The sequence below is a fragment of the Bosea sp. Tri-49 genome (genome assembly GCF_003952665.1).
Taxonomy (GTDB): domain Bacteria; phylum Pseudomonadota; class Alphaproteobacteria; order Rhizobiales; family Beijerinckiaceae; genus Allobosea.
The window spans coordinates 17,642-43,765 of record NZ_CP017947.1; the positions used below are offsets into that span (position 1 = coordinate 17,642).

Sequence of the window (26,124 nt, forward strand, 5' to 3'; positions counted from 1 at the left end):
GGAGGGCAGCCAATGTCGCTGGTAGCGCACAAGGACGGTTGCCTATAGCCTCACGCGGCGAGGCTGCGCATCTCCGCGATAAGGTCGGCTTTGCCCTCGAAGCCAATGCCCGGCAGGTCCGGCATGATGATGTGGCCGGCCTCGACGCGCACGCCGTCTGGGAAGCCTCCATAGGGCTGGAACAGGTCGGGGTAGGATTCGTTTCCGCCGAGGCCGAGGCCCGCCGCGATGTTCAGCGACATCTGGTGGCCGCCATGGGGGATACAGCGGTGCCAGGACCAGCCGTTCTGCTTCAACATCTCCAGCGTGCGCAAATATTCGACGAGGCCGTAGCTCAGCGCGCAGTCGAACTGCAGCCAGTCGCGGTCCGGGCGCATGCCGCCATAGCGGATCAGGTTGCGCGCGTCCTGCATCGAGAACAGGTTTTCACCGGTCGCCATCGGGCCGGGATAATGCTCGGCGAGCCTGGCCTGAAGGTCGTAGTCGAGCGGATCGCCCGCCTCCTCATACCAGAACAGGTCGTACTGGCGCAGCGCCTTGGCGTAGGCGATCGCCGTCTCCAGGTCGAAGCGGCCATTGGCATCGACCGCGAGCTTGCACCTGGCCGGCAGCAGATTCAGCACCGTCTCGATGCGCTTGCAGTCATCAGCGAGCGGCGCGCCGCCGATCTTCATCTTCACGACGGTGTAGCCACGGTCGAGATAGCCCTGCATCTCAGCCGCCAGACCCTCCAGGCCCTTGCCGGGATAGTAGTAGCCGCCCGCAGCATAGACGAAGACCTTCGGATCGGCCTGCGTGCCGTGGCGCTCCGCCAGCAGACGGAAGAGCGGCTTGCCGGCGATCTTCGCGACGGCATCCCAGACCGCCATGTCGATCGTGCCCATGGCGACGGAGCGCTCGCCATGGCCGCCTGGCTTCTCATTGGTGAACATCGCGGCCCAGACCTTGCCGGGGTCGAGATTGCCGCCCTCGGCATCGAGCAGGCTCTCGGGCGCCGTCTGGAGGATACGCGGGGCGAAGCGCTCGCGGATCAGCCCGCCCTGGCCATAGCGCCCGTTCGAGTTGAAGCCGTAGCCGATCACCGGCTTGCCGTCGCGGATGACGTCGGTGACGACGGCAACCAGGCTCAGCGTCATCTTCGAGAAGTCGATGAAGGCATTCGCGATGGGCGAGGCGATCGGAGCGGTGCGCTCCCGGATGTCGACGATACGCATTTAGAAGGCTTCCTGATCGGAGGGAGATCGGCTGGGTTCAGTCGGCGAACTGACCGGCGGCCTGGATCAGCGGACGCCAGCGGCCGATGTCGCCTTTCAGGGTCTGCGCCAGGGAGTGCGGCGTGGCTTTTTCCGGCGTCGGTACTGTGCTGATGTCAATGAAGCGGCTGGCGAGCGTGGGGTCCTGTAGAGCCTTCGCCAACGCTGCCGACAGCGTCCGAACCACGGAATCCGGGGTCTTTGCAGGCACGAAAAGGCCGTGCCACACGCTGATTTCCATGTTGGGAAGGCCGCCTTCGCCTACGGTGGGCACATCGGGAAGCGCGGGGATTCGCTGCGTGCTCGTGACGGCATAGCCCTTGATGCTCTTCGACTGCAGCTGGGGCGCGGCAGTGGTGGCCTGCTCGCAGCCAAGGTCGACCTGGTTCGCCAGCAGCGCCTGCAGGACCGGCCCGCCGCCCCGGAAAGGCACCTGAGTGAGCTTCTTGTCCACGGCCGCCATGAACAGCAATCCGCAGAGTTGCGAGGAAGCGCCCAGGCCCGAATGGGCAAATGTCACATCCTGCCCGCGCGCTTTGACGTCTTTAATCAGATCCGCGAGTGAATCAGGCTGGTATCCCCGCCGGGCGATGATCGCCATGCTGGCATCCGAGACGACGCCGACGGGCCTGAGATCGGCCGTCGGATCGAAAGGCAGCTTGCGATAGAGCGTGACGGCCGTCGCCAGTCCGAGATGGTTGAGCAGGATGGTGTGCCCGTCGGGATCGGAGCGAACGGCTCGATGGCTGCCGGTCGTGCCGCCAGCGCCGGCCACATTCTCGACGATGATGTTCTGGCCGAGAATGCGGCCCATCGTTTCCGCGGTCACACGAGCGACCGTGTCGGACGGCCCCCCGGCGGCAAAGGGAACGATCATCGTGATCGGCCGTGAAGGATAATTCTGCGCCGCAGCTGGCGTCGCGATCGCCGCCGCCAGCAAAATGCCAAAAGCCAGTTTCGCCATCGTTGCCTCCCCCGTAGTTGGTTGACGGGACGATAGAGCGAGCCGAAGGGAATATCAGCCACCGCTGGCGTGGTAATTTTTCATCCAAGCCGTTCCATTTGGAGATGGCTGTAAAGCTCTGCCGGAGGCTTCATGCGCAGTTTCGACCCGGTATCCTTGCGCCTGTTCGTCGCCGTCTGCGAGGAGGGCAACATCGCGGCCGCCGCCCAGAGGGAAGCGATCGTGCCCTCGGCCGTCAGCAAGCGCATCGCCCAGATGGAAAGCGAAGCCGGCGTCAGATTGTTTGAACGTGGTCGTCGAGGCGTGACGGTCACGGCCGCGGGCGAGGCGCTCTGGCGCTATGCGCGCGAGTCGCTGCAGATGCTCGACCGGATCAAATCGGACCTCGGCGCCTTTGCGCAGGGCGTGCAGGGCCAGGTTCGCGTTTTCGGCAGCAAGTCGGCGGTCGCCCAGTTTCTACCCAATGATATCGGTCGCTTCGCCAAGATGTATCGCGACGTCCGAGTGAGCTTGGAAGAGCGGGAAATCTGGGAGGTTGTAAGAGGCGTCGAAGAGGGACGAGCCGATATCGGCGTGTGCTGGGATGCGGTGGACTTTCGAGATCTGACCCTCTTTCCCTATCATAGGGATCACCTCGCCGTCGTCGTACCCGAGGGGCACCCACTTGCCAGCCGCGACTCGGTCGCCTTCATCGAGACTCTCGACTACGAGCACGTCGATATCCTGGCTCGCAGCATCATGCAGCAGAGACAACGGAGTGCTGCAGGAGCAGCCGGAAAGCAGCTCATCCACCGGATCCAGGTGTCGACGGTGGATGCTGCCTACCGGATCGTCGCCGCTGGACTGGCTGTCGCTATCGTCCCCGGCGAGGAAGCGCGCGCCGTTCAGCAGGCGCTGGGTCTGACGGTAGTGCCGCTGAATGACTCTTGGTCCCTCCGCCAATTTGTCATCTCGGTAAGGAACAGGGGATTGTCATTACCTGCCAGTCTTCTGGTCGAAAAGCTCCGACGTGCGGCCGACGTGGGAAACAATGATCAGCGAGCACATCCAACGTCTGCACCGTTGAATGTCCCGTAGTGGCGCTGCGGAGTCTCTAGCTTTTGGCCGCCCGCAGCCGTCTTCGGGCTATCGCAGGAGCATTGACGTCCAAACGCCATCGACTAATAATGAGTGGCTAGCTACATGTGAGACTTCCGTGTCCGAGCGGCCCAAAAAGAGATCGGATCTGAAGCGTGGCGGGCGCTTTGCAGATCATGTTGAGTAAGTCAGAGCTAGCTTTGATCGAGGAGTACCGCTTCCGAAAGCGGATGCGCAGCCGGTCCGATGCTGTACGGACACTGTTGCAGCGAGGCCTTGCTCAGTGCACCAATGTCCACGCCGAAGGTTCTGGCCATACAGGCAGTTAGGACTGGTCGCTGATGCCTGCTCCCAACCCGAGCGCCTGGAGTGCCACAGCCCTGCGCCGCGCAATCGGTGCTGCCGGCGTCGCGCTGTGGTCCTGGAATGTCCAGACGAACGCATTTTCCATGGACGAGCGCGGCTTCGAGCTTTGGGCGGTGCCTCAAAGTGACAACGTCAAGTTCGAGGACTTGTCGGCACGCATCCACCCTGCCGATAGGGACAGGGTTCGGGCAGCGTTCACGGCGACGCGGGCCATCATCGGCGCCTACGAGATCGACTTTCGCATCATCATTGGCGAAGAGATCCGCTGGATATCGGCTCGCGGAATCGGCGATGACTCGGCGCTGCACGAGAACCTTGCCTATGGCATCTTTCTTGACGTGACGGGCCGCAAGCAGGCTGAGGAGGGTCACGAACTACTCGCGGGCGAGATGAGCCACCGGGTGAAGAACCTGCTCGCGATTGCCGCTGGGCTGACTCAGATATCATCCAGATCCGCCACGACGGCCAAGGAGATGGCCGTTGAACTCACTGGACGTTTGGCCGCTCTCGGGAGGGCTCACGACCTGGTGCGGCCGCTTCCTGGCCATCAAGGACGTGCAGCGTTGCTGGGCGACCTGATCTCAATCCTGCTTTCACCCTATGAGGACAAGGGCGCGTTCAGCAGGCGCATTCGCGTCGCCGTGCCCCGGATGGGTGTCGGCGAAGTCGCGGCAACGACCATCGCTCTGATCATCCATGAACTGGCGACCAATTCGCTCAAGTATGGTGCCCTATTTTCCGAGGCGGGCACGCTCGACGTCTCAGGTTCTCTGGACGATGACAACCTAAAGATCGTTTGGATTGAGCGCGGGGGACCGAGTGTCGAACCTCCTAACGGAGCTGAGGGCTACGGCAGCCGCTTGGTCGTGCGGAGCGTGTCCGGGCAACTCGGTGGTTCCATCAACTACGATTGGTCGGCTGAGGGTGTCGTCGTCACGCTGATGATCAAGGCGTCGAAGCTTGCCACTTAGGCGGCTTGCGGACGGCTGGTAGGGCTTTCGTCGCCGGTTTGGCAAGCACCCCGGGCTCTTCATTTCATCGCAGCAATCAGGGCCGCCTCGAGCTGAGACTGCCAGAATGGCTTGGCAAGCATCACTACGCCATCGCGGGAGGGCGCCTCCAATTCCGCATAACCGGAAGCGAGAATGATCCGAATGTCTGGCCAGCGTTCTGAAACCGCGTCAATCAGCTGAGTACCCGTCATATTGGGCATTGCGTGATCCGTGACGAGCACATCGACGGGGTCTCCTGTTTCGAGTTTCGCCAGTGCCTCCCTGCCCGAGTTCGCTTCCATCACCGCGTGACCCAGATCTTCAAGCAGAGCGACGGTATTCATGAGAATCAACGCATCGTCGTCGACGGCGAGAATGCGTAGCGCCCGTGTGTCATGATCCACAGCTGGCTCTGAAGATGTCACTTCAAGCGTGTGTTGCTCGGCCGTAGGCAGCCAAATCGTTGCGGTGGTACCCTCCCCAAGCGTGCTCGCAAGAGTCAGACGGCCGCCCAGTTGTTCGGCGGTTCCGGACACCATCGAAAGGCCGAGCCCAGTGCCTTTCCCGACACCCTTGGTCGTAAAAAACGGCTCAGACGCTTTCGCCAAGGTGTCTGGGTCCATCCCCAATCCCTTGTCGGCGACACTGATTTGAATGAAACCTGGGTGGGGAAGCCCAGCCTTCTTGCTGTCGCTGGCCGTTGCGTTCCTTGCTGAGATTGTGATTGAACCGCCCTCGGGCATCGCATCGCGCGCGTTTACGGCAAGATTGATGATGGCGAGTTCGAGTTGATGCGGGTCCGCCAGTGCATGCTTCAAACCAACACCGAACGAGTATTCGATCTCGATCGAAGGCCCCAATGAGCGGCTCAGCAAGTCCGTCATCCCGCCCATCAAGTGAAAGACATCGACTGGCGCAGTCGCCAGATTCTGTTTGCGAGCAAAAGCTAGCATTCTTTGAGTGAGTGCAACGCCGCGTTCTGCGCCCGCCAAGGCATTCCTGATCAAAATTTCCCTGCGCTCAGGCGGTTGCGGCTTTCTGAGCAACTCAAGGCTCCCGATAATGGCATTGAGCAGATTATTGAAGTCATGCGCCACACCGCCGGTTAGCTGGCCCAGGGACTCCATCTTCTGGGATTGATAAAGGGCTTCCTTTGCCGCCTGCAAGTTCTCTTGGGCGATCTTTCGCTCGGTCAAATCCCGCGTGATCTTGGCGTAAGCGAGCAGTTCGCCCGTGCGGGTATCGAACACCGGGTCTATAATGACGTGCGCCCAAAACGTTGTTCCGTCTTTGCGGACTCGCCAGCCTTCGTTTTCAAATCGCCCCTGAGTTCTGGCCGTTTCCAGCGCCCGAGCGGGAAGGCCGGTCGCTTTGTCGTTTTCTGTATAAAATCGCGAAAAATGCTGTCCTAGAATCTCACTCTCGCGGTATCCCTTAAAGCGTTCGGCACCGGGGTTCCAACTCGTTACGAACCCGCCGCTATCCAGCATGTAGATGGCGTAGTCGGTTATCGCGTCGATAAGGATGCGATACCTGTCATCCGCCAAGTCGTTTTTGAAGGTCATATCCGGTTCCTGCGGTGACCTCCTATAACTGATATGCCGGTGCTCCGTTCCGACCTCAACCAAATGGGTCCCCGTGACGATCGCCGCACTACCACGACAATGACCCGCAGATGGAACCGGGCAAGGTAAGGTTTCGCACGTCTTGAACAGGACTTTGCTCAAGGTCCCGCGCAGTCCATCGTAGCTATGTCCGCTGCGTTATTGGATTGGGTAGCGATACCGACGCAAGGCTAGAAGTCGACCTCGCCGCCGAGATCGAACGGGACATCGCCCTCTAGCAATGCTTAGTGAGCAAGGTTGTTCAGAGTTTCGGGCGCGCCATCGAAAGCGAAAGGATTGAGGAACTGTCGTCGCCAGAACAATTCTCTGTCGACGACGCTCAATGTCGCCTCGTCGCACACCGCCTGCCATTGCTCCTTGATGGTCGAGATCTGCGTTGCCGCGATCGCGGTCGCTTCCTCGCGAGACAAAAGGAAACTCGGCGCGGCATCCAGGCACATCGCGATCTGGCTGAAGCGTCGGTTGCCGTCGATCAACATGGCCTGGCTGGCTTCCCGACCGGTGCGGCCCTGCGGACAGATATCGTAGGCCGGCGTCAGCGACAGCGTGCTGCCATTCCAGAACGCAGCATGATTGCGCGCATGGTCGTCGGTATTGCCGCACAGGATGTTGAACGTGAGGCGCGAGAACAACTCGCGCAATGTCGGCTTGGGATCGGTGAAGCGATGCCGGATGATCGTCGCTAGCTCTTGATAGCTGGCATAGCGCGCCATCATCTCGTCGAGGCCGAGAAGGGTGAGGGCCGAGACCATCGCGAGGCGCTCCCAGCCAGCGTTGATCTTGCGCCGATCGAAGCGCCGGATCAGAAGCACGTCCTTGCCTGCGACATGCGCGAGCCGGACCGGGGCCGTGTCGATGCCGACGAGCGCCGCCAGCCGCATTGCGATGAATTCCGCCTTCACGACGCTGTAGACGTCGGTCTGCGAAGAGAATTTGGCAATGTACTTCTCGTCACCGTCATCGATGAGAGCCTTCGGCCGTGCGCCGCCGATCGAGCTGCCGTGCAGCAGGGCGGCGTCCAGTTCCGGCGGGAGCGGCACACCTTCTTCCACCAGCCGCGCGGCGTTCAGCAATTCCTCCAACGGCGCGGCGGACGCGGAGCGCGGCACATATCTCGAGGCCGATATCTGGAAGTCGAGCCCACCAACCTTGTCGGACCCTGAATCCAGCAGATAGATGAGCTCATCGAGATCGGCTGTGTCGGCTGCGCCCCCCTTTGCTCCCAATCGTCGATTGATGATGACGCGGCGGCCCCAGGCATCCGGCGCAGCATCACGCAGGCAATTGGGCATCGACAGTCCTGCCGGAAGCGGCAGGACGCCTGCGCGCAAGGGAAGCTCTGGTGCGTAGAGCGAGACCGCGTCTTCGCGGGCGAGATAGCTGCGGCCGTAGTTGAACAGGAAGTTGCTGCCCTCGCGGGCGAGGCGACCCGCGACCACAGGCTGCGTCTGTCCTGGCAACCAAGCCCAGACATACGCCTCCGCATAGCGCTGTTCAGAAGTCATCCTTCACCTTTCCCGAGGGGCGTACTGATTTGGGCAGCAAGGCGAGCATGGCATTGTTCGCGGACAGATGAGCTGCCATCGTCGGTTGATCGGCATCGAACAGGCGCACCCCGATAATGGCGGCGATCTCGAATACCGCGCCGATTGCGGAGCCGGGGTCGCCGCGCTCGATTCTCTGAACGAGACCGCGTGAGATCCCCGCGCGGTCAGCGAGCTCCTGGGTGGTCAGCTTCCGCTCGATCCGCGCGCGCCGGATCATCTGGGCCAGCAGCTTCAGTGCGTCGTGGCTGTAGGAGGAATAGGCCCTTGTTACTGGCTTTGCCATTGATCTGGTCCATAAACAGCCCGCGAATTAATTTCACGGCCCGTTAATGGCTCATTAGGCGAGCCGTCGACTGTAAACAACCCATGTTATGCGAATTGGTTCATAAATAGCCCATATATCACTTATATGGTCTAATAATGGATCATCGTTAGGTGCGGGGTGCGAAAAGGTTCACCTCGTACACGGAAGGTCGGGGATACAGCCCCGCCTCCTTGTCTGCCGCGAGGTGGAGCTCATAGACTAGAAGGCCCAAAGGAAGCCACCTGGGCTCGCCAGCGCCGGGCTAACCGCGGCGCGCTGCCGCCGCATCTGCCGCGGATCGAGATGATAGTGGACATCGAGAGCGACACTTGTCCTTGCTGTTCCGGCAAGCTCCATCGCATCGGCGAGGATGTAAGCCGAGCGCAACGACATCGTGCCCGGCCAGTTCCGTGTGCTCGTGCTGCGCCGCCCGAAATATGCCTGCCGGTCCTGCGAGGACGTCGTGTCCGGCCCCGGCGCGGTTGATCGAGGGCGGGATCGCGACCGAGGCGACAGTCGCCCATCTGCTGGTCTCGAAATACGCCGATCATCTGCCGCTGTATCGTCAGGCTCAGATCTATGCGCGCCAGCGCGTCGTACTCGATCGCTCGACGCTGGCCGACTGGGTCGGGCGCGCCGCCTTCCTGTTGCGGCCCGTGCATGAACGGATGCTGGCGGCGCTGAAGAGCTCGTCCAAGCTGTTCGCGGACGAGCCCACAGCGGCCTGCGCTCGATCCCGGCCAGGGCCGGACGAAGGCGGGCCAGCTCTGGGCTCTTGCCCGAGAAACCGGCCCGGGGGCGGCGCCGGATCCACCCGGCGTCGTCTGTGTCTATGCTCCCCACTGCAAGGCGGAACGGCCGATCGCTCAACTCGCCGGCTTCCGCGGCATCCTCCAGGTCGAGGCTACTGCGGCTACAAGGTGTTGGCCGAACGCGGCGAGGTTCGCCTGGCCCTATCTGACCCTGTGCCGGCAGAGTTCATAGCTGGGACCACTCTCCAGCGATTTCGGACGCCCCTGGAGCGGTGGTACGTCCACATGCCCCAACGCGCAATTTTGGCCCGTTGCGGACGTTCGGTATGTCCGCTTCCGGATGGTCCCAGTTTGGCGCGGGCAGGACCAGCGCGCCGGCAATTTTTCACGCTGCGGTTACGCTGCTCCAGTTCGCTCCCAGGTGATGGAACTCAGCGCTCCAGGAACATCCGGCTCGCATGGTCGGTGAACGGCTTGGTCAGGAACGAGAGCGCCTTGCGCTCTTCGGTGGTGATCATCACCTCGACCGGCATTCCCGGCAGGAGCTTGCGGTCGCCGAGCACGGCGATATCCCCTTCGATCTGGACCTCGCACGTATAGTAGTTTTGGCCGGTTGCGGCGTCCTTGGTGGTGGCCGGCGAGACATGGCTGACCCTGCCGGGGATTTCGGGCGTCGTGTTGCGGTTGAAGGCTGAGAAGCGCAGGCGCGCGGCTTGACCGGGTTTGACCTGGTCGATGTCGGCGGGCGCGATACGCACCTCGATCGTCAATTTCGTCCCGGTGGGAACGATGGTGGCGAGCCGCGCCGCCGGGGTGATGACGCCGCCGATGGTGAAGATCGTCATTTCGTTGACCGTCCCTGCGATCGGGGATCGGATCTCGGTGCGCGACAGCCGGTCTTCGCCGGCGACGCGGCGGTCCTGCAACTCCGACAGCTTGGCTTCGACCAGACGCAGTTCGCGCTGCGCCTCCGTCCGCGCGGTGTCGTTGATGGAGATGATCTGCAGCCGGGTTTCGCTGATGCGAAGCTTGGCACGCGCGAGCGTCGCCTCGATCTCGCCGCGCTCGCCGAGCAGCCGCGCCCATTCCCGGTTGATGTTGAAGACCTTGGAGCCGTCGATATAGCCCTTCTGGAAGAGCCCGAGAAATTTCGTACGCTCCATCTCGACGAGCCTGAGCTCCTCGGATTTGGCGACCTGGCGCGCTTGCAGCCCCTTGATCTCCTCTCCTAACTGGACGATGCCGATCTCGAGCTGCTCCTTGCGGCTTTCCCGATTGGTTCGGTTGCCCTCGAACAAACGCGTCTCACCCTTGATGATCTCGGCGGCCTCCTCGGAAAAGGCAGCGAGATCGGAAGGGAAAGCGACCTTGTCGAAACCGTCACGCTCGGCGACCAGCCTGGCGCCGCGGGCAAGATGCTCCGCCAACTGGGAGCGGACAATCGACAGCTCCGCACGGGTCTGGACGTCCTCGAGCTGGAACAGAACCTGGCCCTCGCTAACGTTGTCGCCCTGCCTGACCGCGATCGACCGGATGATGCCGCCGTCGCGATGCTGTACCTCCTTGAGGTTCTGGTCGACCTTGACCATTCCCTGGCCGAGAACCGCGCCATTGAGATTGGCCGAGACGGCCCAACCACCGAATCCGAACACGAGCAGCAATGCCAGCGCCATGCCGGAGGCAATGTGCGCACCGAGGCCGAAATCGGCCCGCCGTTCAGCCGCGCTGGCGCCCTTCTGTGCCTTGGCGAAGAGCTTGGCGTCGAAATTTTGGGCATTCATGACACGAACCCTCCCGGCGCCATAGCGAGCGGCGACCACACCACGCTAGATCAGTAGTAATACAATTTGTGAGCACCATAGATTTCGATCGAGAAGTCCTTTTCGTCCTGCTGCGCGACGAAGACATCGACAAAGGTCCTGTCGTCCTCCCCGACCTTTTCGATGCGGAAGCGGAACGGGCGTCGGTCCTCGTCGGTGCCGTTGTAGGTTTCGTTGAACGGGTCGATCTCGGTTCCGCCGGCCTCGGCGTCGGAATGGACCTGGTATTGCTTGACGATGATGCGGTCGCCCTCCTCGAGATCGAGGATCTGGTGGATCAGGTCGTTGTCGGCGGAGGCGGGCACGTCGAATTCGAACCGGTCCTCGCCCTCGCCACCCGTCACCGTCGCGCCCTTCGCCCCCACGATGAAGTGATCGTTTCCCTTGCCGCCGATCAACGCTTCGAAATCGAGAACCGTGTCCTCCCCGATCTCAATGCCCACGGCCTTGTTCTCCGTCAGGTCGACGGTTACGCCATCGCTCGTCTGGGACAGATCGAGGGTGTCATGCCCCTCATCGCCATCGAGGCAATCGTCGTGCTGATCTGGTGAGGAAATAACGACATCGTCGCCCGATCCAGCCCTTACTGTATCGCAGCCCTCTCCTCCGTCGAGCCTGTCGTTCCCCTTCCCGCCCTCGACGACGTCATCGCCTTTCCCTGCGCGGACAACGTCGTCGCCATCGCCGCCATCGACCTCGTCGTCGCCTTCCCCGGCTTTGACGACATCGTCCCCGTCCCCTGCATCGATCTCGTCGTCGCCTTGCCCAGCATCGATGACATCATCGCCATCGCCGCCCTCGACCTCGTCGTCGCCTTGCCCGGCATCCATGACATCATCACCATCGCCGCCCTCGACCTCGTCGTCGCCTTCCCCGGCATCGATGACATCATCGCCATCGCCGCCTTCGACCTCGTCGTCGCCTTCCCCGGCTTTGACGACATCGTCCCCGTCCCCTGCGTCGATCTCGTCGTCGCCTTGTCCGGCATCGATGATATCATCGCCATCGCCACCCTCGACCTCGTCGTCGCCGGCGCCGGCGAGCAAGGTGTCGTTCCCTTCGCCGCCATCGGCGCGGTCGTCGCCCTCACCGACATCGACGAGGTCGTCGCCTCGGCGACCGACGAGAACGTCGTTACCGGACCCGCCCGAAAGCGTGTCGTCACCGTCGCCCCCGTCCAGACGATCGTCCCCCGCCTCGCCGAAGAGGGTGTCGTCGCCGTCCTCGCCGAACAGAAGGTCGGCTCCTGCTCCCGCCTTCGCGACGTCGTCGCCCCCGCCGAGCCGCACGACATCGCGTCCGGCGCCGAGCTGAACCAGTTCGACGCCGGCGCCGCCGAGTACCGTATTATTGCCACCGGCGGCACTGACGCGGTTCAGGCCGTTCCCGACCGAGATGACGTTATCGCCCGATCCGCCATCGATCTCGCTGTCGCCATCGCTGGTCGCGATGATGTCGTCGCCGGGACCGCCCGAGATGACGTTGTCGCCAGGGCCGCTGCGGATATGGTCGTTGCCCGGACCGCCATGCAGCTCGTTGTCGCCGGCCCCGCCGTCGATCGCATCGTCGCCGGCTTCGCCGAGGATCGTGTCGTCGCCGTCGCCGCCCGAGAGCTCGTCGTTCCCCAGGCCGCCGACGAGAAGATCGTCGCCAGCTTCGCCGAACAGGCGGTCGTCGCCGTCCTCGCCATAGAGGCGGTCATTGCCGGCGCCACCGAAAAGGACGTCCATGCCGGTGCCGCCATAGACGACGTCGTTACCGGTGCCGGCATAGACGATATCGTTGCCGGCACCCACTATGATGTGGTCGTCGCCCGCGCCGCCGTGCAGGATATCGTTGCCGGCCCGCGCATCGACCGTGTCGTTCCCATCGCCGGCCCTGATCAGGTCGGCGCAATCTGTGCCGGTGAGCACGTCGTCGCCGGCGGTGCCGTCCAGCTCCAGGATTTCGACTACCCGGAGCATCGCGACCTGCGAGACGGTCGCGGTGCCATCGGTCACGCCGTAGCTCACGAAGACGGGGCCGTAGTATCCGGCGGCCGGCCTATATTGCCAGCCGCCCTCGGTCAGCTCGATCGTGCCCGACGACACCTGCAGGTTGCGGACCGTCAGCGGATCGGCGTCGGCATCCGACGCGCCCACCAGCAAGCCCGCCGCTGTCAGCAGCAACGTCTGACAGGCACCGATCTCGCCAAGCTGGACCGATCTCGCCAGGCGCGGGGATCGGTTACGCGCCGTCGGATCCTGCGGTCCAACCGGATCGGGATCGGGCCGGTCGGGAGGATCATACGGTTTGGGAACGACGATCACCGGGTTGAAAGGCGCCACGACGACCGGCAGCCGCGCGCCGCCCCCCTCGATCGGGACAAGATGGGGGCTGCTCGACACGCTCGCGCCACCGATCGTCTGCGAGCCCTCCGCGGTAAAACGGTTGTCGTTGCTGACCCGGTCCACGCCGAATTCGATGGTTTCCCGCACGAAGGGCTGCAGGGGTAGCTGCTCATAGTCGATCGGCGGCGAGTCGATGCCAAGGAAATCCGCCAGCCCCGGCACCGGATCGCTCGCCGCGCCCGAGCCGAGTTCGTGGTCGCTCTTGTCGTTGGAAAACGAACCGGTTTCGTCCGGATCGCTCTGGGGCGCCGCCTCGCCGACTGGCAGTGGCGTGGCCGCACTGTCAACCGGGCCTGGTTCCGGTTCGGCCTGCGTCGAGGTCAGCGAGCGCAGATAGGCGGCGACCGCCAGAACGATCACCGCGAGAGCGGCCGGCCAGCGTGACGGCGCGGGCTCTTCCTGCGCCTTCCGGTAGATTTCCTCGGCTGAGGGTGCGGAGTGCTGAGTGGGCTTGAGCGCCTTAACCTCGATCATACTGTCACCCTCCTGAGCGGACCGGCGCCCGCATCGATCCCGCTGGCGGCGGGCAGGCGTGGTTCGACCGGAACATCGGTCCCGGCGGGTGCGGGCTGCTTCTGTACGGGGTTGAGGATGGTGTCCCTGGCACCGAAGCCAGTAAGCTTGCCGCCCTGCACGACGCCGAGCAAATCGACCGCGACAAGTGCGCTCGGCCGGTGGGCGACTATGATCGCGATGCCGCCGCGCGCCTTGATCCCTTCTATCGCCCTCGTCAGGGCCGCCTCGCCCTCACTGTCGAGGTTGGAGTTCGGCTCATCCAGCACGACCAGGAAGGGATTGCCGTAGAGCGCGCGGGCCAGGCCAATGCGCTGGCGCTGGCCGGCCGAAAGCGCGGTGCCCTGCGGGCCGAGCTGCGTCTGATACCCTTCCGGCAGCTTCACGATCATATCGTGGATGCCGGCTGCGGTCGCTGCGGCCACGATGGCCGCCGGGTCGAGATCGGGCGCAAGCCGCGAGATGTTATCGCCGATGCTGGCGTCGAGCAGGCTCACCTCCTGCGGCAGATAGCCGAGATGGCGGCCGATCGCTTCCTCGGGCCATTGCTCCAGATTCGCGCCGTCGAGCCGAACCGAGCCGCGCAGGCACGGCCAGATGCCGGTGAGCGCGCGAACCAGGGTGGTCTTGCCGCCGCCGCTGAGGCCGATGATGCCAAGTGCCTTGCCCGCGGCCAGCTCGAAACTGACCTCGCTCAGCAGTACCTGGCCGGATCCCGGCGCGGCGACCGTGATGCGATCGACCCCGAGGGATCGGTGCGGTGCGGGGAGCTCCATCGGCTCGACCGCCTTGCTCAGCGCCACCACGGTCTCGCGCAGCCGCCCGAAGGCGAGGCGCGCGGCGACGAAGGATTTCCAGTTGCCGATCGCCTGGTCCACTGGCGCGAGCGCCCGCGCAGAAGCGACGGACGCGGCGATGATCGCGCCCGCGGAAAGCTCGCCCTTGATGGTGAGGAAGGCGCCGAGGCCGAGGGTCGCCGATTGCAGGATCATGCGCAGGACGCGCGCGACTGCTCCGAAGGTCCCGCCGAGATCGCTGGAACTGGTCTGCAGCGCCAGATGCTCGCGATTCAAACGGTCGAAGCGGGCCACCGCGCGGCCGGAGAAGCCCATGGCCCGCACGACCTCGGCGTTGCGGGCATGGGTCTCGGCCGTCGCATTGCGGGCGATCGCAGCCTGGCGCGAGCTGTTGCTCAGTTTGCGCGCCAGAATCTCGCTCAGGAGCGTCAGCAGGGTCAGCACCACGGCGCCGGCCAATGTCAACGCGCCCAGCCAAGGGTGCAGGAAATACACAAAGGCCAGATAGAGCGGGATCCAGGGCAGGTCGAACAGGGTCGCAGGCCCCTGGCTTCCGAGAAAGCCGCGTACCGTATCGACATCGCGGCCGCGCTCGAGTGCCTCCGTGCTGGAAAAGCCGAAACGCGGCATGTCGATCGCGACGCGATGGGCCAGCGGCGCGATATCCTGGTCGAGGCGCGCGCCGATCCGGATCAGGACCTGCGATCGGACGATGTCGAAGCCGCCCTGGAACAGATACAGGCCGATCGCGAGCACGGAGAGGGCGGCGAGCGTTTGGACACTGCCGCTGGTCAGCGCGCGGTCATAGACCTGCAGCATATAGAACGAGCCGGTCAGCGCGAGGATGTTGATCAAGCCGGAGATCAGGAACAGGAACAATGCGACCTGGCGGAAATCCCGGGTCAGCACGGCTCCGTCGCGCTTGCGGGCTTCGGTGAGACGGGCAGAGGAGGCCATGGCGGCGCGCCCTTGATCATAGCGGTGAAGGGAAGTGCAGAAGGCGGGCGGACCACGCGGCCCGCCCGCCGGGCTTCGTTCGCATTCACAAGACGAAGTTGCTGGCAGTCAGGTTGTGGCTGCCCTTCAGCTCGATGCGGAACTCCTCCTCGGCGCCGCCGCCGACATTGCCCTTGACGATCGTGTAGGCGACGCCATCCCGCTCCTCATAGGACACCATCAATTGTGCCGCCGCGTTGAAGGCAGGCCCATTTACGAGCGTAAAGCTCTGGTTGCCCGCCGCTGCACCATTGGCGTCGATGCCAGACAGATCGAGGCGGTCTCCAGGCTGGAAGTCGACGATGGTGTCCCCATCCGCGCTCTCGGTATCGGAGAAGCGGAAGACGTCATCGCCGGCGCCGCCCTCCATCACGTTCACCGCGCGACCTGCGGTGATCGTGTCGTTCCCGGAGCCGGTCGCGACGTTCTCGATGTGCCACAGCGTGTCGCTGCCGCTCTGGCTGCTGACGGCGCTGCCGCGCCCCAGCATGCCATTGCCGAGATCCACCGTCAGGTTGGCGCTGATCGCCGACAGGTCCAGCGTGTCGACACCGTTGCCGCCGTCGATCTCGTCGCCGTAATAGGTGTCGTTGCCGTCACCCACCTCACCGACGAACAGGTCGTTCCCGGCCCCGCCGAAGGCAGTGTCATCGCCCGCTCCGGCATTGATGACGTCGTTGCCGCCCTGGCCGAAGAGCCTGTCGGCTCCGGCCTCGCCATTGACCAGATCGGTGCCCGCTCCGGCGAAGACATGGTCGTCGCCCGAGCCGGCATGAACCGTGTCGCGCCCCGCGCCGCCCTCGACGAAATCGGCGCCATCGCCGCCGGAGATCGCATCGTCCCCGGCTTCGCCGACGAGGACATCGTCACCGGCCAGGCCGATGATGCTGTCGCCGCCGCTCGTGCCGAGCAGGACATCGCCCGAGGCCGTCCCGACCCGGACATTGACACCACCCGTCGGCGCCGGAGTGCCCGCCTCATCGTCGTCATCGTTGCAATCATCATCATCGTCGTCGTCGTCGTCGTCCTCGTCCTCGTCCTCGTCGTCGTCATCCTCGTCGTCCTCACCGACCTGCGGACCGTCGCCGACGGCCGTGTAAGTGATGCTGCTCTCGCCGTTGGTCAGCGTGGTGACGCCGTTCGCATCGGTCGTGCTCTCGTAGTCTGCCAGCGTCGCGCCGTTTGGCAGCTCGATCACATCCTCCGGACGCAGCGCGCCGATGATGGTGTCGTTGCCGCCGTTTGAGCGGAACACGATGCGATGGGCCGAAGACAAGGCCGAGATGTCGATCGTGTCGTCGCCCGCATCGCCATCGATGGTGATGGTGTTGAGGCGCAGACTGGTGGTCGAGAAGTCACCCACGATGGTGAAGGTGTCGCCGCCCGCTCCACCGCCGGTTCCCGAAGGATCGACGCCGTTGATGCGGACTTCCTCGATCTCCGCGAGTTCCGCGATTACAGCGGCATTGTTGCTGCCGTTGCGGGTGACGACGATCTCGGTGGCTGCCGCCAGGTTCGCCGCGACATTGCCGGCAACCGCCAGCCACGCCGCCCTGGTGTAGATCGTGAAGGCCTCGACCGAGGCATTGCCGTTGATCACGAAGGTGTCGCCGGCAGCTCCTTCGGTGCCGCCATCGACGATGTCGCGACCATCCGTCGGAGCCGCCGCGTTGGCGTTCCAGATGATCGTGTCGTCGCCGGTGCCGCCGTTGACGGTGTCCACGCCGCTGTTCGGGCCGAGAGCCACAACCAGGTTGTCAATATGGAAGGTTTCTCCGGCCTCGAACCCACCCGTTGCTACAAAGCGGATCGCCGAGTGTGCAGGGTTCAATGGTGAGGAGAAGGTTGTGGTCGTGGTTCCGCCCAACGTACCGAGCGTTTCCCACGTGGCCCCATTCAGCGCCTGGACGACGACAGTCTCGCCCGCATCAAGCGCAACAGCCTGATAGTCGAAGGAGAGCGTCGGCGCGGTGGCCCCTGTCAGGTTGATCGCGCGCTCGATAGTGTCGTTGTTGTCTGTGCCTGCTGCGAATGTCAGCCGACCGCCGGTAATAAGGAGATCGCCATTGGTCGCCGAATCGTTGTCCCCGGTTTCGTCCCAGTTGCCGGCGAAGGCGAAATTGCCGTTGTTGTTCGCGTAGGACACAGCACCGAAATTATCGACCATACTGCCGGTGGTGGCTCCGAAACCTCCGGAGAGCGTGTCGTTGCCGTCCCCGCCGTTGAGGGTATCCGCACCCTCACCGCCGTTGACCACGTCGTTGCCGCCGTTCGCGTTGACGATATCGTTGCCGTCGAGCGCGTTGATCGTCTCGGAGGTGGTCCCCACCCCGTTGAGGGTGTTGGCGGCGTCGGTCCCGGTGATCGTGCTGGTCGGGGCTGCTGCGGCCAGCGTGAAGTCAGTGATGTCGATGGCCGCTGTGCCGCTGCCAGTGATCAGGATCGTACCTTGGATGGGCGAGGCCGCTCCACCCTCCCGGATGGTGATGACGGTGTTGCCGCCGGAGGCGGATTCGAAGACGCGGGTGGCGAAGTTCGCCGCCGTTACCCCGAGCCCGCTGAGGTCGATCTTATCCTGGTTGGTAGCCGCACCACCGGCGTTGTCGAAGCTGTTGATCGTGTCGTTGCCGAAGCCGGGAGCATTGTAGACGATGGTATTGAACCCGCCGCCGACATCGATAATGTCGGTGCCGGCTCCGCCAATGATCGTATCGTTGTCGTCGCCGCCGTTGAGGGTGTCGTCGCCGTCGCCGCCGTCGAGCAGGTCATTGCCGTCATTGCCGGCGAGCGTGTCGTTTCCACCGGCGCCGAACAGCTGGTTGGCCTCATCATTGCCGTTGATGACGTTGGCGAGGGCGTTGCCGGTGCCCCGGATCGCGTCGCTGTTAAGGTCGAGCCTTTCGACATTGGCGCCGAGCGTGTAGTCGACGTCGGACTCGACAACGTCGTTGCCGCCGAGCACGAGATCGGCGTTAGTTTCAGAGACCACGTCGCCGGCGTCGTCGACGAAGTACGTGTCGGTGCCGTCACCGCCGATCATCGTGTCTGCACCGAGCCCGCCTTGCAGCGTGTCGTTGCCGCCGAGGCCGCTAAGCGTGTCGGCGAGGTCGCCGCCAGTGATGACGTTGGCGAGGCTATTGCCGGAGCCGACGAACTGGTCGGCGTCGAGGCCGGTGTAGGTCAGGTTCTCGACGTTGGCCATGGCCTCGATCGAGAGCGCGGCCATGCGCGTTTCGACGGTATCGGTCCCCTGGCCTGCCGCTTCGACTACGACATCCAGCAGGTCGTCGACGCCATAGATGTCGTTGCCGGCGAGGCCGACCATCGTGTCGGCGCCAAGCTGGAAGGGGCCTGGATCGACGGTATCATCGGCTGGGACGTCGAAGACGTCGACGCCGGCGCCACCGACCAGCAGGTCGTCGCCGTTGTTGCCGAGAAGACGATTGTTGCCAGTGCCGCCGAAGATCAGATCGTTCAGCGCGCCGCCGGTGATGATGTCGTTGACGCCGTCTTCGCCGGCCACGAAATTCTGCTGGGCGTTGGTGACGGCGTTGGTCGACATGTTGACGCCGCCGGAGTCGCGAGCGACATCGCCACGGCTGATGAAATAATCATCCGTACCGAGCACGTAGCCCGCATAGTTGGCGCCGTTGAAGTTGATGCGCTCGACGCCGGTCTCCGCGTTGGTGCCCGTGTAGTGACCGGCTACGGTGATCGTCTGGTTGACCGTGGCAGCGCCGTTCGGCAGGCCATAGTTGATCACTAGGCTGCCGGTGTTGTCGGCGGTGTTGTTGTCACTCGCGCTCAGGGAATTGAGCGTCAATATGGGCAGACCGTCGACGTCGTTTCCCGTGCTCGGCGCCAGGATCGAGATTCGATCCGCCGTGCCGCCGCTTGTCGCGTTCACGGCTTCGTTGATGACGTCGTTGCCGTCGCCCAGCGTGAACGAGTAGGTGTCGTTGCCGAGACCACCGTTGAGCGTGTCGACGCCGGTGTTGGTGGTGACCGTTGTGAAGCTGATGACGAGATCGTCTATGTTGACAACCTCCACGGCCTCATTGATCGCACTCGCGACGAAGCGGATCGATGCATTGGTGAACGGACCCGTAGCGCTGTGAGTGTAGGGCTGGTTCCCGCCGTTGCCAGTGATCGTGGCGATGGTGACCCAAGTGGTTCCGTCTGCAGTGAACTCAGCGATGACGGACTCACCGGCATCCAGATTGTCCGGATTCGCCGAGAACGTGATGGTTGCAGTAGCCGCCGCGGTCAGGTTGATGGGACGGGTAATGGTCGCCCCGTCGGAAGCAGCGCCGCCCACGATACGGAGGGTATTGTTGCCGTCGTCGATACGGATCTGACCCGTTGTGACGCCGGTGTCGCCGGTTTCAAACCAATCCGGGTCCCAGGCGGCTGAGCCGGTGGAATTGCCGAAGCTGTTGTTGTTGAAGTTGTCGGCATACGTCGCCGATGTCGTCGTGGTGGCGCCCGCGCCGCCGACCAGAATGTCGTCGCCCGCAAGGCCATTGAGCGTGTCGGCGCCGGCAAGCCCGAGGATCAAATCATCCTGCGCCGTGCCGTTGAGCGGAACATCGTTGCCGGGCGTGCCGACGATGATATTGAGCGGACCGCCCGCCAGGAATTCGACGCGCTCGATGTTGCGCAGGCGGTCGGTTCCGTCGAGCGAATCCTCGACCACGTGCGAGACGATGACCTGCCCGTCTGCGGTGGCCGAGAACGCATACTCGCCCCGGCCGCCCCGGAACTTAGCGGTATCGATGTCGGGTATTGCATCCGCGCCGGTCGTGATGATCTCGCGGACGATGACGAGCTGGCCGGGATTGATCTGGCCCGAGAACATCTTGGCCGCCAGCGTGGTCATGCTGTTGTGCGTCTCGATTTCGGGGCCGGTTCCGTCGATGTTCTCCCGCACGCTGATGCGCACGTTCAGCCACTTGTCGCCGTCGATGATGTCGTCGCCGGCATTGCCCTGGATCACATCGCTGCCGTCGCCGCCGAGAATGATATCTCCGGCGTTGAACGCCACCGCGCCGGCCACCATTGCGTTGACCTGAGCCGGCGTGAGCCCGAGCACCTCAGCCAAGCCTGCGATCAGCTGCAGGCTTTCCTTGGTCAGCTGGCTGCCGCGATAACCTTCCAGTGGGGTCGGGTTGGTGACCGGATGAAACGGAAGCCGCTCGTCGGCGAGGATGTTGGAGCCTTTCAGGATGTCGTTGCCGGCAGACCCGGACAGACCTTCCATCGACTGGTACTCGTCGAGAGCTGCGTTCGCCGGGATAACCGGCGCCTCGTCGAAGATGATCGGGATCGACAGATCGGCGGTCACGCCGGTGGTGCCGACTGCGCTGTCCTTGTAGGTCGCCCAGTCGAAACCGGACATGCCCGCCATCTTGCCGCGGCCGGTGCTGCCGACCATGATATCGTCGCCGCCTTCGCCGATGAACTCGTCGAAGCCGCCATCGCCGAGGAACACGTCGTGTCCGTCGATGCCGTCATGGGCGAAGATCTCGTCGAAATTGTCGCCGGGGGCGCCGTCGAAGGTGCCGGTCTCGATCCAGTCGTTGCCTTCATTGCCGAGGATGCGTTCGGCGTTGCGGTTGCCGTAGATGAAGTCGTTGCCTTCGCCCGCGAACACTTCGGAGCCTTCGTCGGTGCCGAGGAAGACGAAGTCCTGTCCGGCACCACCCATCACCAGATCGAGGCCGGGTCCTGCATGGACAACGTCGTTGCCGTCACCTGCCTTGATATTGTCGTCTCCGCCGGAGTCGACGATTATGTCGTCGCCGGCGCCGCCGTTAAGGATGTCGTTGCCGAAGCCGCCTTCCAGCCGGTCGTTGCCGCCATCGCCGAAGAGCGTGTCGTCGCCGATGCCGGCGATCAGGACGTTGGCGGCCTCGGTGCCGCCGAGAACGACATGCTCGTCGCCATTGTAGCGCAGGTTATTCGGGCTGTTGCGGACAACCAGTTGCGTGAGGAGGCCAGGCCCCACCGGATCCAGGCTGTCGAGGATGCCATCGCCGTTCGTGTCGTTGAACTGCTTGGTCTGGTCGACCTCAAGGATCAGTCCGGGTGTCGAGAACACGTCCGATGGTAGATGCGTCGCGTCGGTATTGCGCATGATCATGGCGGCGAAGGAGTTGTTCTCCATCTCGCCGAATAGGTGCAGACCGTCGAGGCGCTGCAGGTAGTAGAAGCGATCGCCGCTCTGCAGCAGTTCCATCTGCTGCTCGAACACGAAGTTGAAGGTTGCGCCCAGCATGCCGCCGAACGGCATGACCTCCTCGGCCAAGCCACCGATCCACAGATCGACATTCTCCAGGCCACCGAGATTCCCGGCATAAGCGCCGGTGCCGTTGAGGAAGGCCTCAGCATCCGCCGGCACGAGCAAACCGCCCACGGAAACGCCCGTGATGATGGTCAACGCCGCGTCGCGCTTTCCCTCGATCGTCGTCTGGTCGGTGATCAGTTGATGCGTGCCGTAGGCAGCGATGAAGTTGATGATCGAGGCCTCGTGCTTGAGGTGCCCCGCATAGTCGATCCAGCTCTCATAGGGCTTGAGCCGGGCATCCTGGTTGGTCGCCTCGTAGAAGGTGCGCCGCGCCTCGTTCAGCGCCGGCACGCCAGTGTCGCGGCCGCGCGCCAGGTTGATGGTCGCGAGGTCGAGCGGCAGGCCAAGCAAGTTGTTGCGGAGCGCGCCGGTGACGAATTCGTCGATCTCGTTGCCGACCTGGCGCGTCATGCCGCGGACGATGGCGCCGGCGGCGATGCCGTCAGCGATCCCGTTCGCGCTGGTGAACGCGGTGGGGTTCAGGAAGCCCTGGATCAGGCTGATATGATTGGGTTGGAAAGTCGGACCGAACTGGTCGATCGACTCCGTCAACATGGAGTGGCCGAACCGGTACACGACGTGGGCGAACTCGGCGAAGATCGACGGGTCCATCATGGTGTCGAAGCCATCGGGCACCAGGAAGGTGTTGATCGTCGGCTGAACCTTTCGTGCAAACTCCTCGAATACGAGGTGCTGGTACTGCATCTCGGTGCCGAATTTGGCCGCCTGGAACAGGCGTTCGCCGTTCCAGCTTCCATCCGAGTTCTGCCATTCCGCTATGAAGGCCGCATCCCCGGTCGCGAGCACGGTCGCCTTGGTGTGCTCGACCAGACGGTTGTGCTCGGAATGGAACACATGATGAACCGCGGTCAGGCCGATGTTCTCGTTGGCCCGGCCATCGCCGGCAATGAAGTGAGCGTTCAGAAGCTCGTCGTCATAGGTGCCGTCTTCGGGGATATTGCCGCCAATCTCCGTGTCACCGTCGGCGAGCCCTTCCGGAACAGCGGTGTGGGCGATGTCCGCGAGGAATGCCGCGTTGGTACGGATGGCGCTCACGATCGAGATGCCGAGTCCGCCATTGGCGGTCGGATCTCCCTGGATTACCACGTCGTCGGCGGTGTTCGGGATTCCATCGCTACCGACACCGGTAATGACAAGCGGATAGCCGTTGGAGCCGGCGATGAAATTGCCGTACGGGTCGGTGCGAAGCAGCGGCACCCTGCCGACATCCAGGTCCGTCAACTGGATGCCCAGGAGCGTGGCTGCCTGAGCCTTGACCTCGCCCCAGGTCGCCATTCCGCCATTCGCGCCTTCGATCAGGTGACCGGTTGCGACCGGGCCATTGGCGGTCGCCACATACTGACGCAAGAAAACCTGGTGAGACGCGTGGGAACTATAGGTTTGGTTCTGGTCGACAAAGGCTGTGGTGGTGTTCATCGGCCGGACATCGTCGGCCGTGCCCATCACATTATCCGCCCCGGCCGTTACGGTGGCGCGCGTCAGCACCATGAAATTGGGAGCGCCAGGTGTCGGATCCCAGAGCGGATCATCAGGCTGCAACGGAACAAACACCGTGCCGCTGCCACCCTTGTTGACCAGGTCCAGACCATGGTCGAAAAACTGGCCGAACAGCGTGAACCACGAGTTGAACGGCGCCGACAGACCCTCGTCGGGTGCGGTGTTGGGGATGTGAACATTGGCACCGTCCATCGCGATGCCGTGAAGGGCGAGCAGGTCATAAAGACCCGTACCACCGCTCGCGACGGGGCCGGCGCCGGCGTCCACGGCCGACTGCGCTGCGGCGAGGTCGGCCGCAGCGTCGGCAGCAGCTTGCTGCAGGGCAGCGTTGCCGGGGTTCGCCGCGGCTGCCGCGGCCGCTGATGCTTCCGCGCGCTCGGCTTCAGCCAGTGCCTTGAACAGCGGCTTGAGCGGCGCATAGGCGGCGGAGATTTGGCCGGTGATCACCAGTCCCGGGTCCTCGACCCCGGCGTTCTGCAGCCCTGTCAGGATAGCGGCCGGATTGCCGAGCGATTGGTCGACGAGCAGGTTGGAGATCGTGCGCAGGCTCGAGTCGAACACCAATGAGTTGGGGTTGTTGGAAGGGTTGTAGTTCGACGATGTCGGCATCGCCGGCGCCGGGCCCGGACCGTCCGGATCGAAGGGCGTTCCGTCGGCCGGCCGATAGCTCGGGTCCATCAGTTCGACGAACTCGCGATCGGACGCGCCCCATCGTTCCTGCCCCGGGAGCAGGTGATTGAAACTGCCATCGACCGTACGCAGACCCCAGGCGACGTTGTAGCTCGGGATCAGGCCGCCCGGGCCGTAGAGCGGCTGACCGGCGGCATGCGCTTCTGCGATCTTGATCTGCGCGAGGATGAAGTCCAGATCGCTCCTTATGTAGGTTACCATCGTACTTACCCCCAATGTTATGAACACCAAGCGCAACTTCGCGCAAACTGAGTTTTAACGGAGCATCAACGCTGCATTTGCTCGAACTGAGCTCCGATCGACTCGGAACAGGACGAATAGATCGCAATGCCACGCTCATGATCTCAGCGGGGATCATTGTCCGGGGGCGCGTTTGTTCATAGATCGGAAGGTCCAGCCAAAGAGCGAGACTTTGGTCCGTATGCGCTGGCGACCTTTTTCGGCTCGATACGAAAACCGGTACGTTTCGACAACACGTCATGTTGCGCTGCGAAACCGCAATCGCAATAAATCGCGTCCCGAAACATGGTCACGACGCCATGTCAGCACCCTGCCGAGCAAACGGCATCGATGCTGTCGCCCGCATGTCGCCATTTCATTCCGACTTGTTGTAGATTTCGTCCCAGATTCGCTGAGTGGGTGTTTGTTAGGTCTGTGGCCACAAAATGGATCAGGGATGGGCAAGCCTACTGATGGAAATCTCGAAAAAAAAACGGTGACCGTGGAAGGACGCGGGCTGGTGGCTTCAAGTGTCCAAAAGCTTGCGCGCTGGCTGGCGATGCTGGGTCCACTTGTGAGGCCCTGGCGCGCCCTCAGCTTGGAGCGAAAATTCCTGCTCACTGCCACACTCGCCATCGTATTATCGATGATGACGTTAGGTTACTGGATCGAAAAGCGAATCCGCGTGGGCTGGATTCAGGGCATGGCGGAGACGGGCGCTCTCTATCTCGAAGGCTTTCTAGCGCATCATATCCAGACGCTCGAAAATTCGCGGGTGCTGCCCGCCGCGAGCCAAATCGAAATCAAAAACCTGCTGTCCGATACCCGCCTCGGCAATCGAGTCGCAATTATAAAACTCTGGGACCTCGACGGAAATCTTATATATAGTACGAATAACTCAGATTCACATGAAAAACTTCACAGTGGCTACATTGAACGTATCAAAAAAGGGCAAGTTGTTGTCGATGACGACACTGATAATCACGCTTCAGAAATCAAATCAAGCAATATTTCTCCGAGATTGATTGAAATTTATGCGCCAATATACAAAAGGTATTCCAACACAATAATAGCTATCGGTGAATTTTACGAGTACGATAAATTTCTGATAGACGAGATTAAAAGCGTAAAGTATGGAACTTGGTTTCTTATATTTAATGTATCGATAATAATTATCGTATTACTACATATTATTGTAAACAAAACTCGCAAAACTATTGGTGATCAACAGGAATTGCTGGAATCCAATTTTGCCCGCGCAGCCGAATTGGCAAAGCGGAACAACGCCTTGCGGCGCGCAGCAGACCGCGCTCGGCTCAATGCGACGGTCTTGAACGAGACCTATCTCGCCAGCGTTGGCGCGGATATCCATGACGGGCCCATCCAGGTGCTCAGCCTGATGATGCTTAAACTGCCGGATGCCAAGGCGAACGCGACTCAACCTGACGAACTGGGCATGGTGCGGAAGGATCTGGAGCCCCTGATCCAGCAAACGCTTGCAGATCTGCGTAATCTCTCAGCTGGGCTGGTGCTTCCCGAGGTCGAGAACCTGTCCCCGACGGAGACGATCGATCTGGCGATCACCCGGCACGAACACCAGACCGGAACCATGGTCCTGCGCGATCTCGAGGATTTGCCCGAGCGCGTCTCGCGCGCCATCCGGGTCTGCGCTTATCGCGTTGTTCAGGAGGCCCTCATGAATTCCTACAAACATGCAGGAGGCCAGGGCCAGCGGGTGTCGGCGCGTCTCAATGGCAAGATGCTGGAGATCGTGGTGACCGATACTGGCATGGCTCCGACGTCCCAGCGCCACTATCCGGCGCGTAGCGCGAAGCTCGGGCTGCAAGGCATGGACAGCCGCGTCAGGGCACTCCGTGGCAGCCTGACCATCGCGCGGCTGGTCGACGGCGGGACCGAAGTTCGAGCAACTCTGCCGGTGCGTTCCTGATACCGGC

Annotated in this window: 12 protein-coding genes and 1 pseudogene; 4 read left to right on the forward strand and 9 right to left on the reverse strand. The window is 62.9% G+C overall.

Features of this window, described 5'->3' with window-relative positions; translation table 11 throughout:
- Nucleotides 1-50: 50 nt before the first annotated feature.
- Nucleotides 51-1,214, reverse strand: coding sequence for a mandelate racemase/muconate lactonizing enzyme family protein (locus BLM15_RS29090; protein WP_126116424.1), 1,164 nt, complete (start codon nucleotides 1,212-1,214; stop codon nucleotides 51-53).
- A gap of 37 nt (nucleotides 1,215-1,251) precedes the next feature.
- On the reverse strand, nucleotides 1,252-2,217 hold the full coding sequence (locus BLM15_RS29095) for a tripartite tricarboxylate transporter substrate-binding protein (RefSeq protein WP_126116425.1): 966 nt from the start codon (nucleotides 2,215-2,217) through the stop codon (nucleotides 1,252-1,254).
- Nucleotides 2,218-2,349: 132 nt separating this feature from the next.
- Between BLM15_RS29095 and BLM15_RS29100 the strand changes: the two genes are divergently transcribed.
- Together BLM15_RS29100 and BLM15_RS29105 are read left to right on the forward strand one after the other, a co-directional pair.
- Nucleotides 2,350-3,294, forward strand: a complete 945-nt coding sequence (locus BLM15_RS29100; protein ID WP_126116426.1) for a LysR family transcriptional regulator — start codon at nucleotides 2,350-2,352, stop codon at nucleotides 3,292-3,294.
- A 341-nt stretch (nucleotides 3,295-3,635) separates the two neighbouring features.
- Entirely contained in the window at nucleotides 3,636-4,631 is a 996-nt protein-coding gene (locus BLM15_RS29105) for a sensor histidine kinase (protein WP_126116427.1), read from the forward strand.
- A 59-nt stretch (nucleotides 4,632-4,690) separates the two neighbouring features.
- Here the strand turns inward: BLM15_RS29105 and BLM15_RS29110 are convergent, their stop codons facing one another.
- The 3 genes from BLM15_RS29110 to BLM15_RS29120 all read right to left on the reverse strand — a co-directional run bounded on the left by BLM15_RS29110 (nucleotide 4,691) and on the right by BLM15_RS29120 (nucleotide 8,107).
- On the reverse strand, nucleotides 4,691-6,217 hold the full coding sequence (locus BLM15_RS29110) for a PAS domain-containing sensor histidine kinase (protein WP_126116428.1): 1,527 nt from the start codon (nucleotides 6,215-6,217) through the stop codon (nucleotides 4,691-4,693).
- A gap of 284 nt (nucleotides 6,218-6,501) precedes the next feature.
- Entirely contained in the window at nucleotides 6,502-7,782 is a 1,281-nt protein-coding gene (locus tag BLM15_RS29115; RefSeq protein WP_126116429.1) for a type II toxin-antitoxin system HipA family toxin, read from the reverse strand.
- On the reverse strand, nucleotides 7,772-8,107 hold the full coding sequence (locus tag BLM15_RS29120) for a helix-turn-helix transcriptional regulator (protein ID WP_126116430.1): 336 nt from the start codon (nucleotides 8,105-8,107) through the stop codon (nucleotides 7,772-7,774). Before BLM15_RS29120 ends, BLM15_RS29115 begins: the two co-directional genes overlap by 11 nt.
- Nucleotides 8,108-8,380: 273 nt before the next feature.
- Here BLM15_RS29120 and tnpC point away from each other — a divergent pair.
- A pseudogene (gene tnpC, locus BLM15_RS29125) lies at nucleotides 8,381-9,081 on the forward strand (IS66 family transposase); the annotation flags it as partial.
- A 230-nt stretch (nucleotides 9,082-9,311) separates the two neighbouring features.
- On the opposite strand, the gene BLM15_RS29130 reads toward tnpC, so the two are convergent.
- From BLM15_RS29130 to BLM15_RS32025, 4 genes are all read right to left on the reverse strand, one after another.
- Nucleotides 9,312-10,661, reverse strand: a complete 1,350-nt coding sequence (locus BLM15_RS29130) for an HlyD family type I secretion periplasmic adaptor subunit (RefSeq protein ID WP_126116431.1) — start codon at nucleotides 10,659-10,661, stop codon at nucleotides 9,312-9,314.
- 50 nt (nucleotides 10,662-10,711) lie between these two features.
- Nucleotides 10,712-13,450, reverse strand: coding sequence for a calcium-binding protein (locus tag BLM15_RS29135; RefSeq protein WP_206438724.1), 2,739 nt, complete (start codon nucleotides 13,448-13,450; stop codon nucleotides 10,712-10,714).
- A 110-nt stretch (nucleotides 13,451-13,560) separates the two neighbouring features.
- Entirely contained in the window at nucleotides 13,561-15,357 is a 1,797-nt protein-coding gene (locus tag BLM15_RS29140; protein ID WP_126116433.1) for a type I secretion system permease/ATPase, read from the reverse strand.
- A gap of 85 nt (nucleotides 15,358-15,442) precedes the next feature.
- Nucleotides 15,443-24,151 (reverse strand): peroxidase family protein, encoded by an 8,709-nt coding sequence (locus BLM15_RS32025; RefSeq protein WP_206734939.1) that lies wholly within the window; start codon nucleotides 24,149-24,151, stop codon nucleotides 15,443-15,445.
- 475 nt (nucleotides 24,152-24,626) lie between these two features.
- On the opposite strand from BLM15_RS32025, the gene BLM15_RS29180 reads away from it, so the two are divergent.
- Nucleotides 24,627-26,117, forward strand: coding sequence for a sensor histidine kinase (locus BLM15_RS29180; RefSeq protein WP_126116434.1), 1,491 nt, complete (start codon nucleotides 24,627-24,629; stop codon nucleotides 26,115-26,117).
- Nucleotides 26,118-26,124 lie beyond the last annotated feature (7 nt).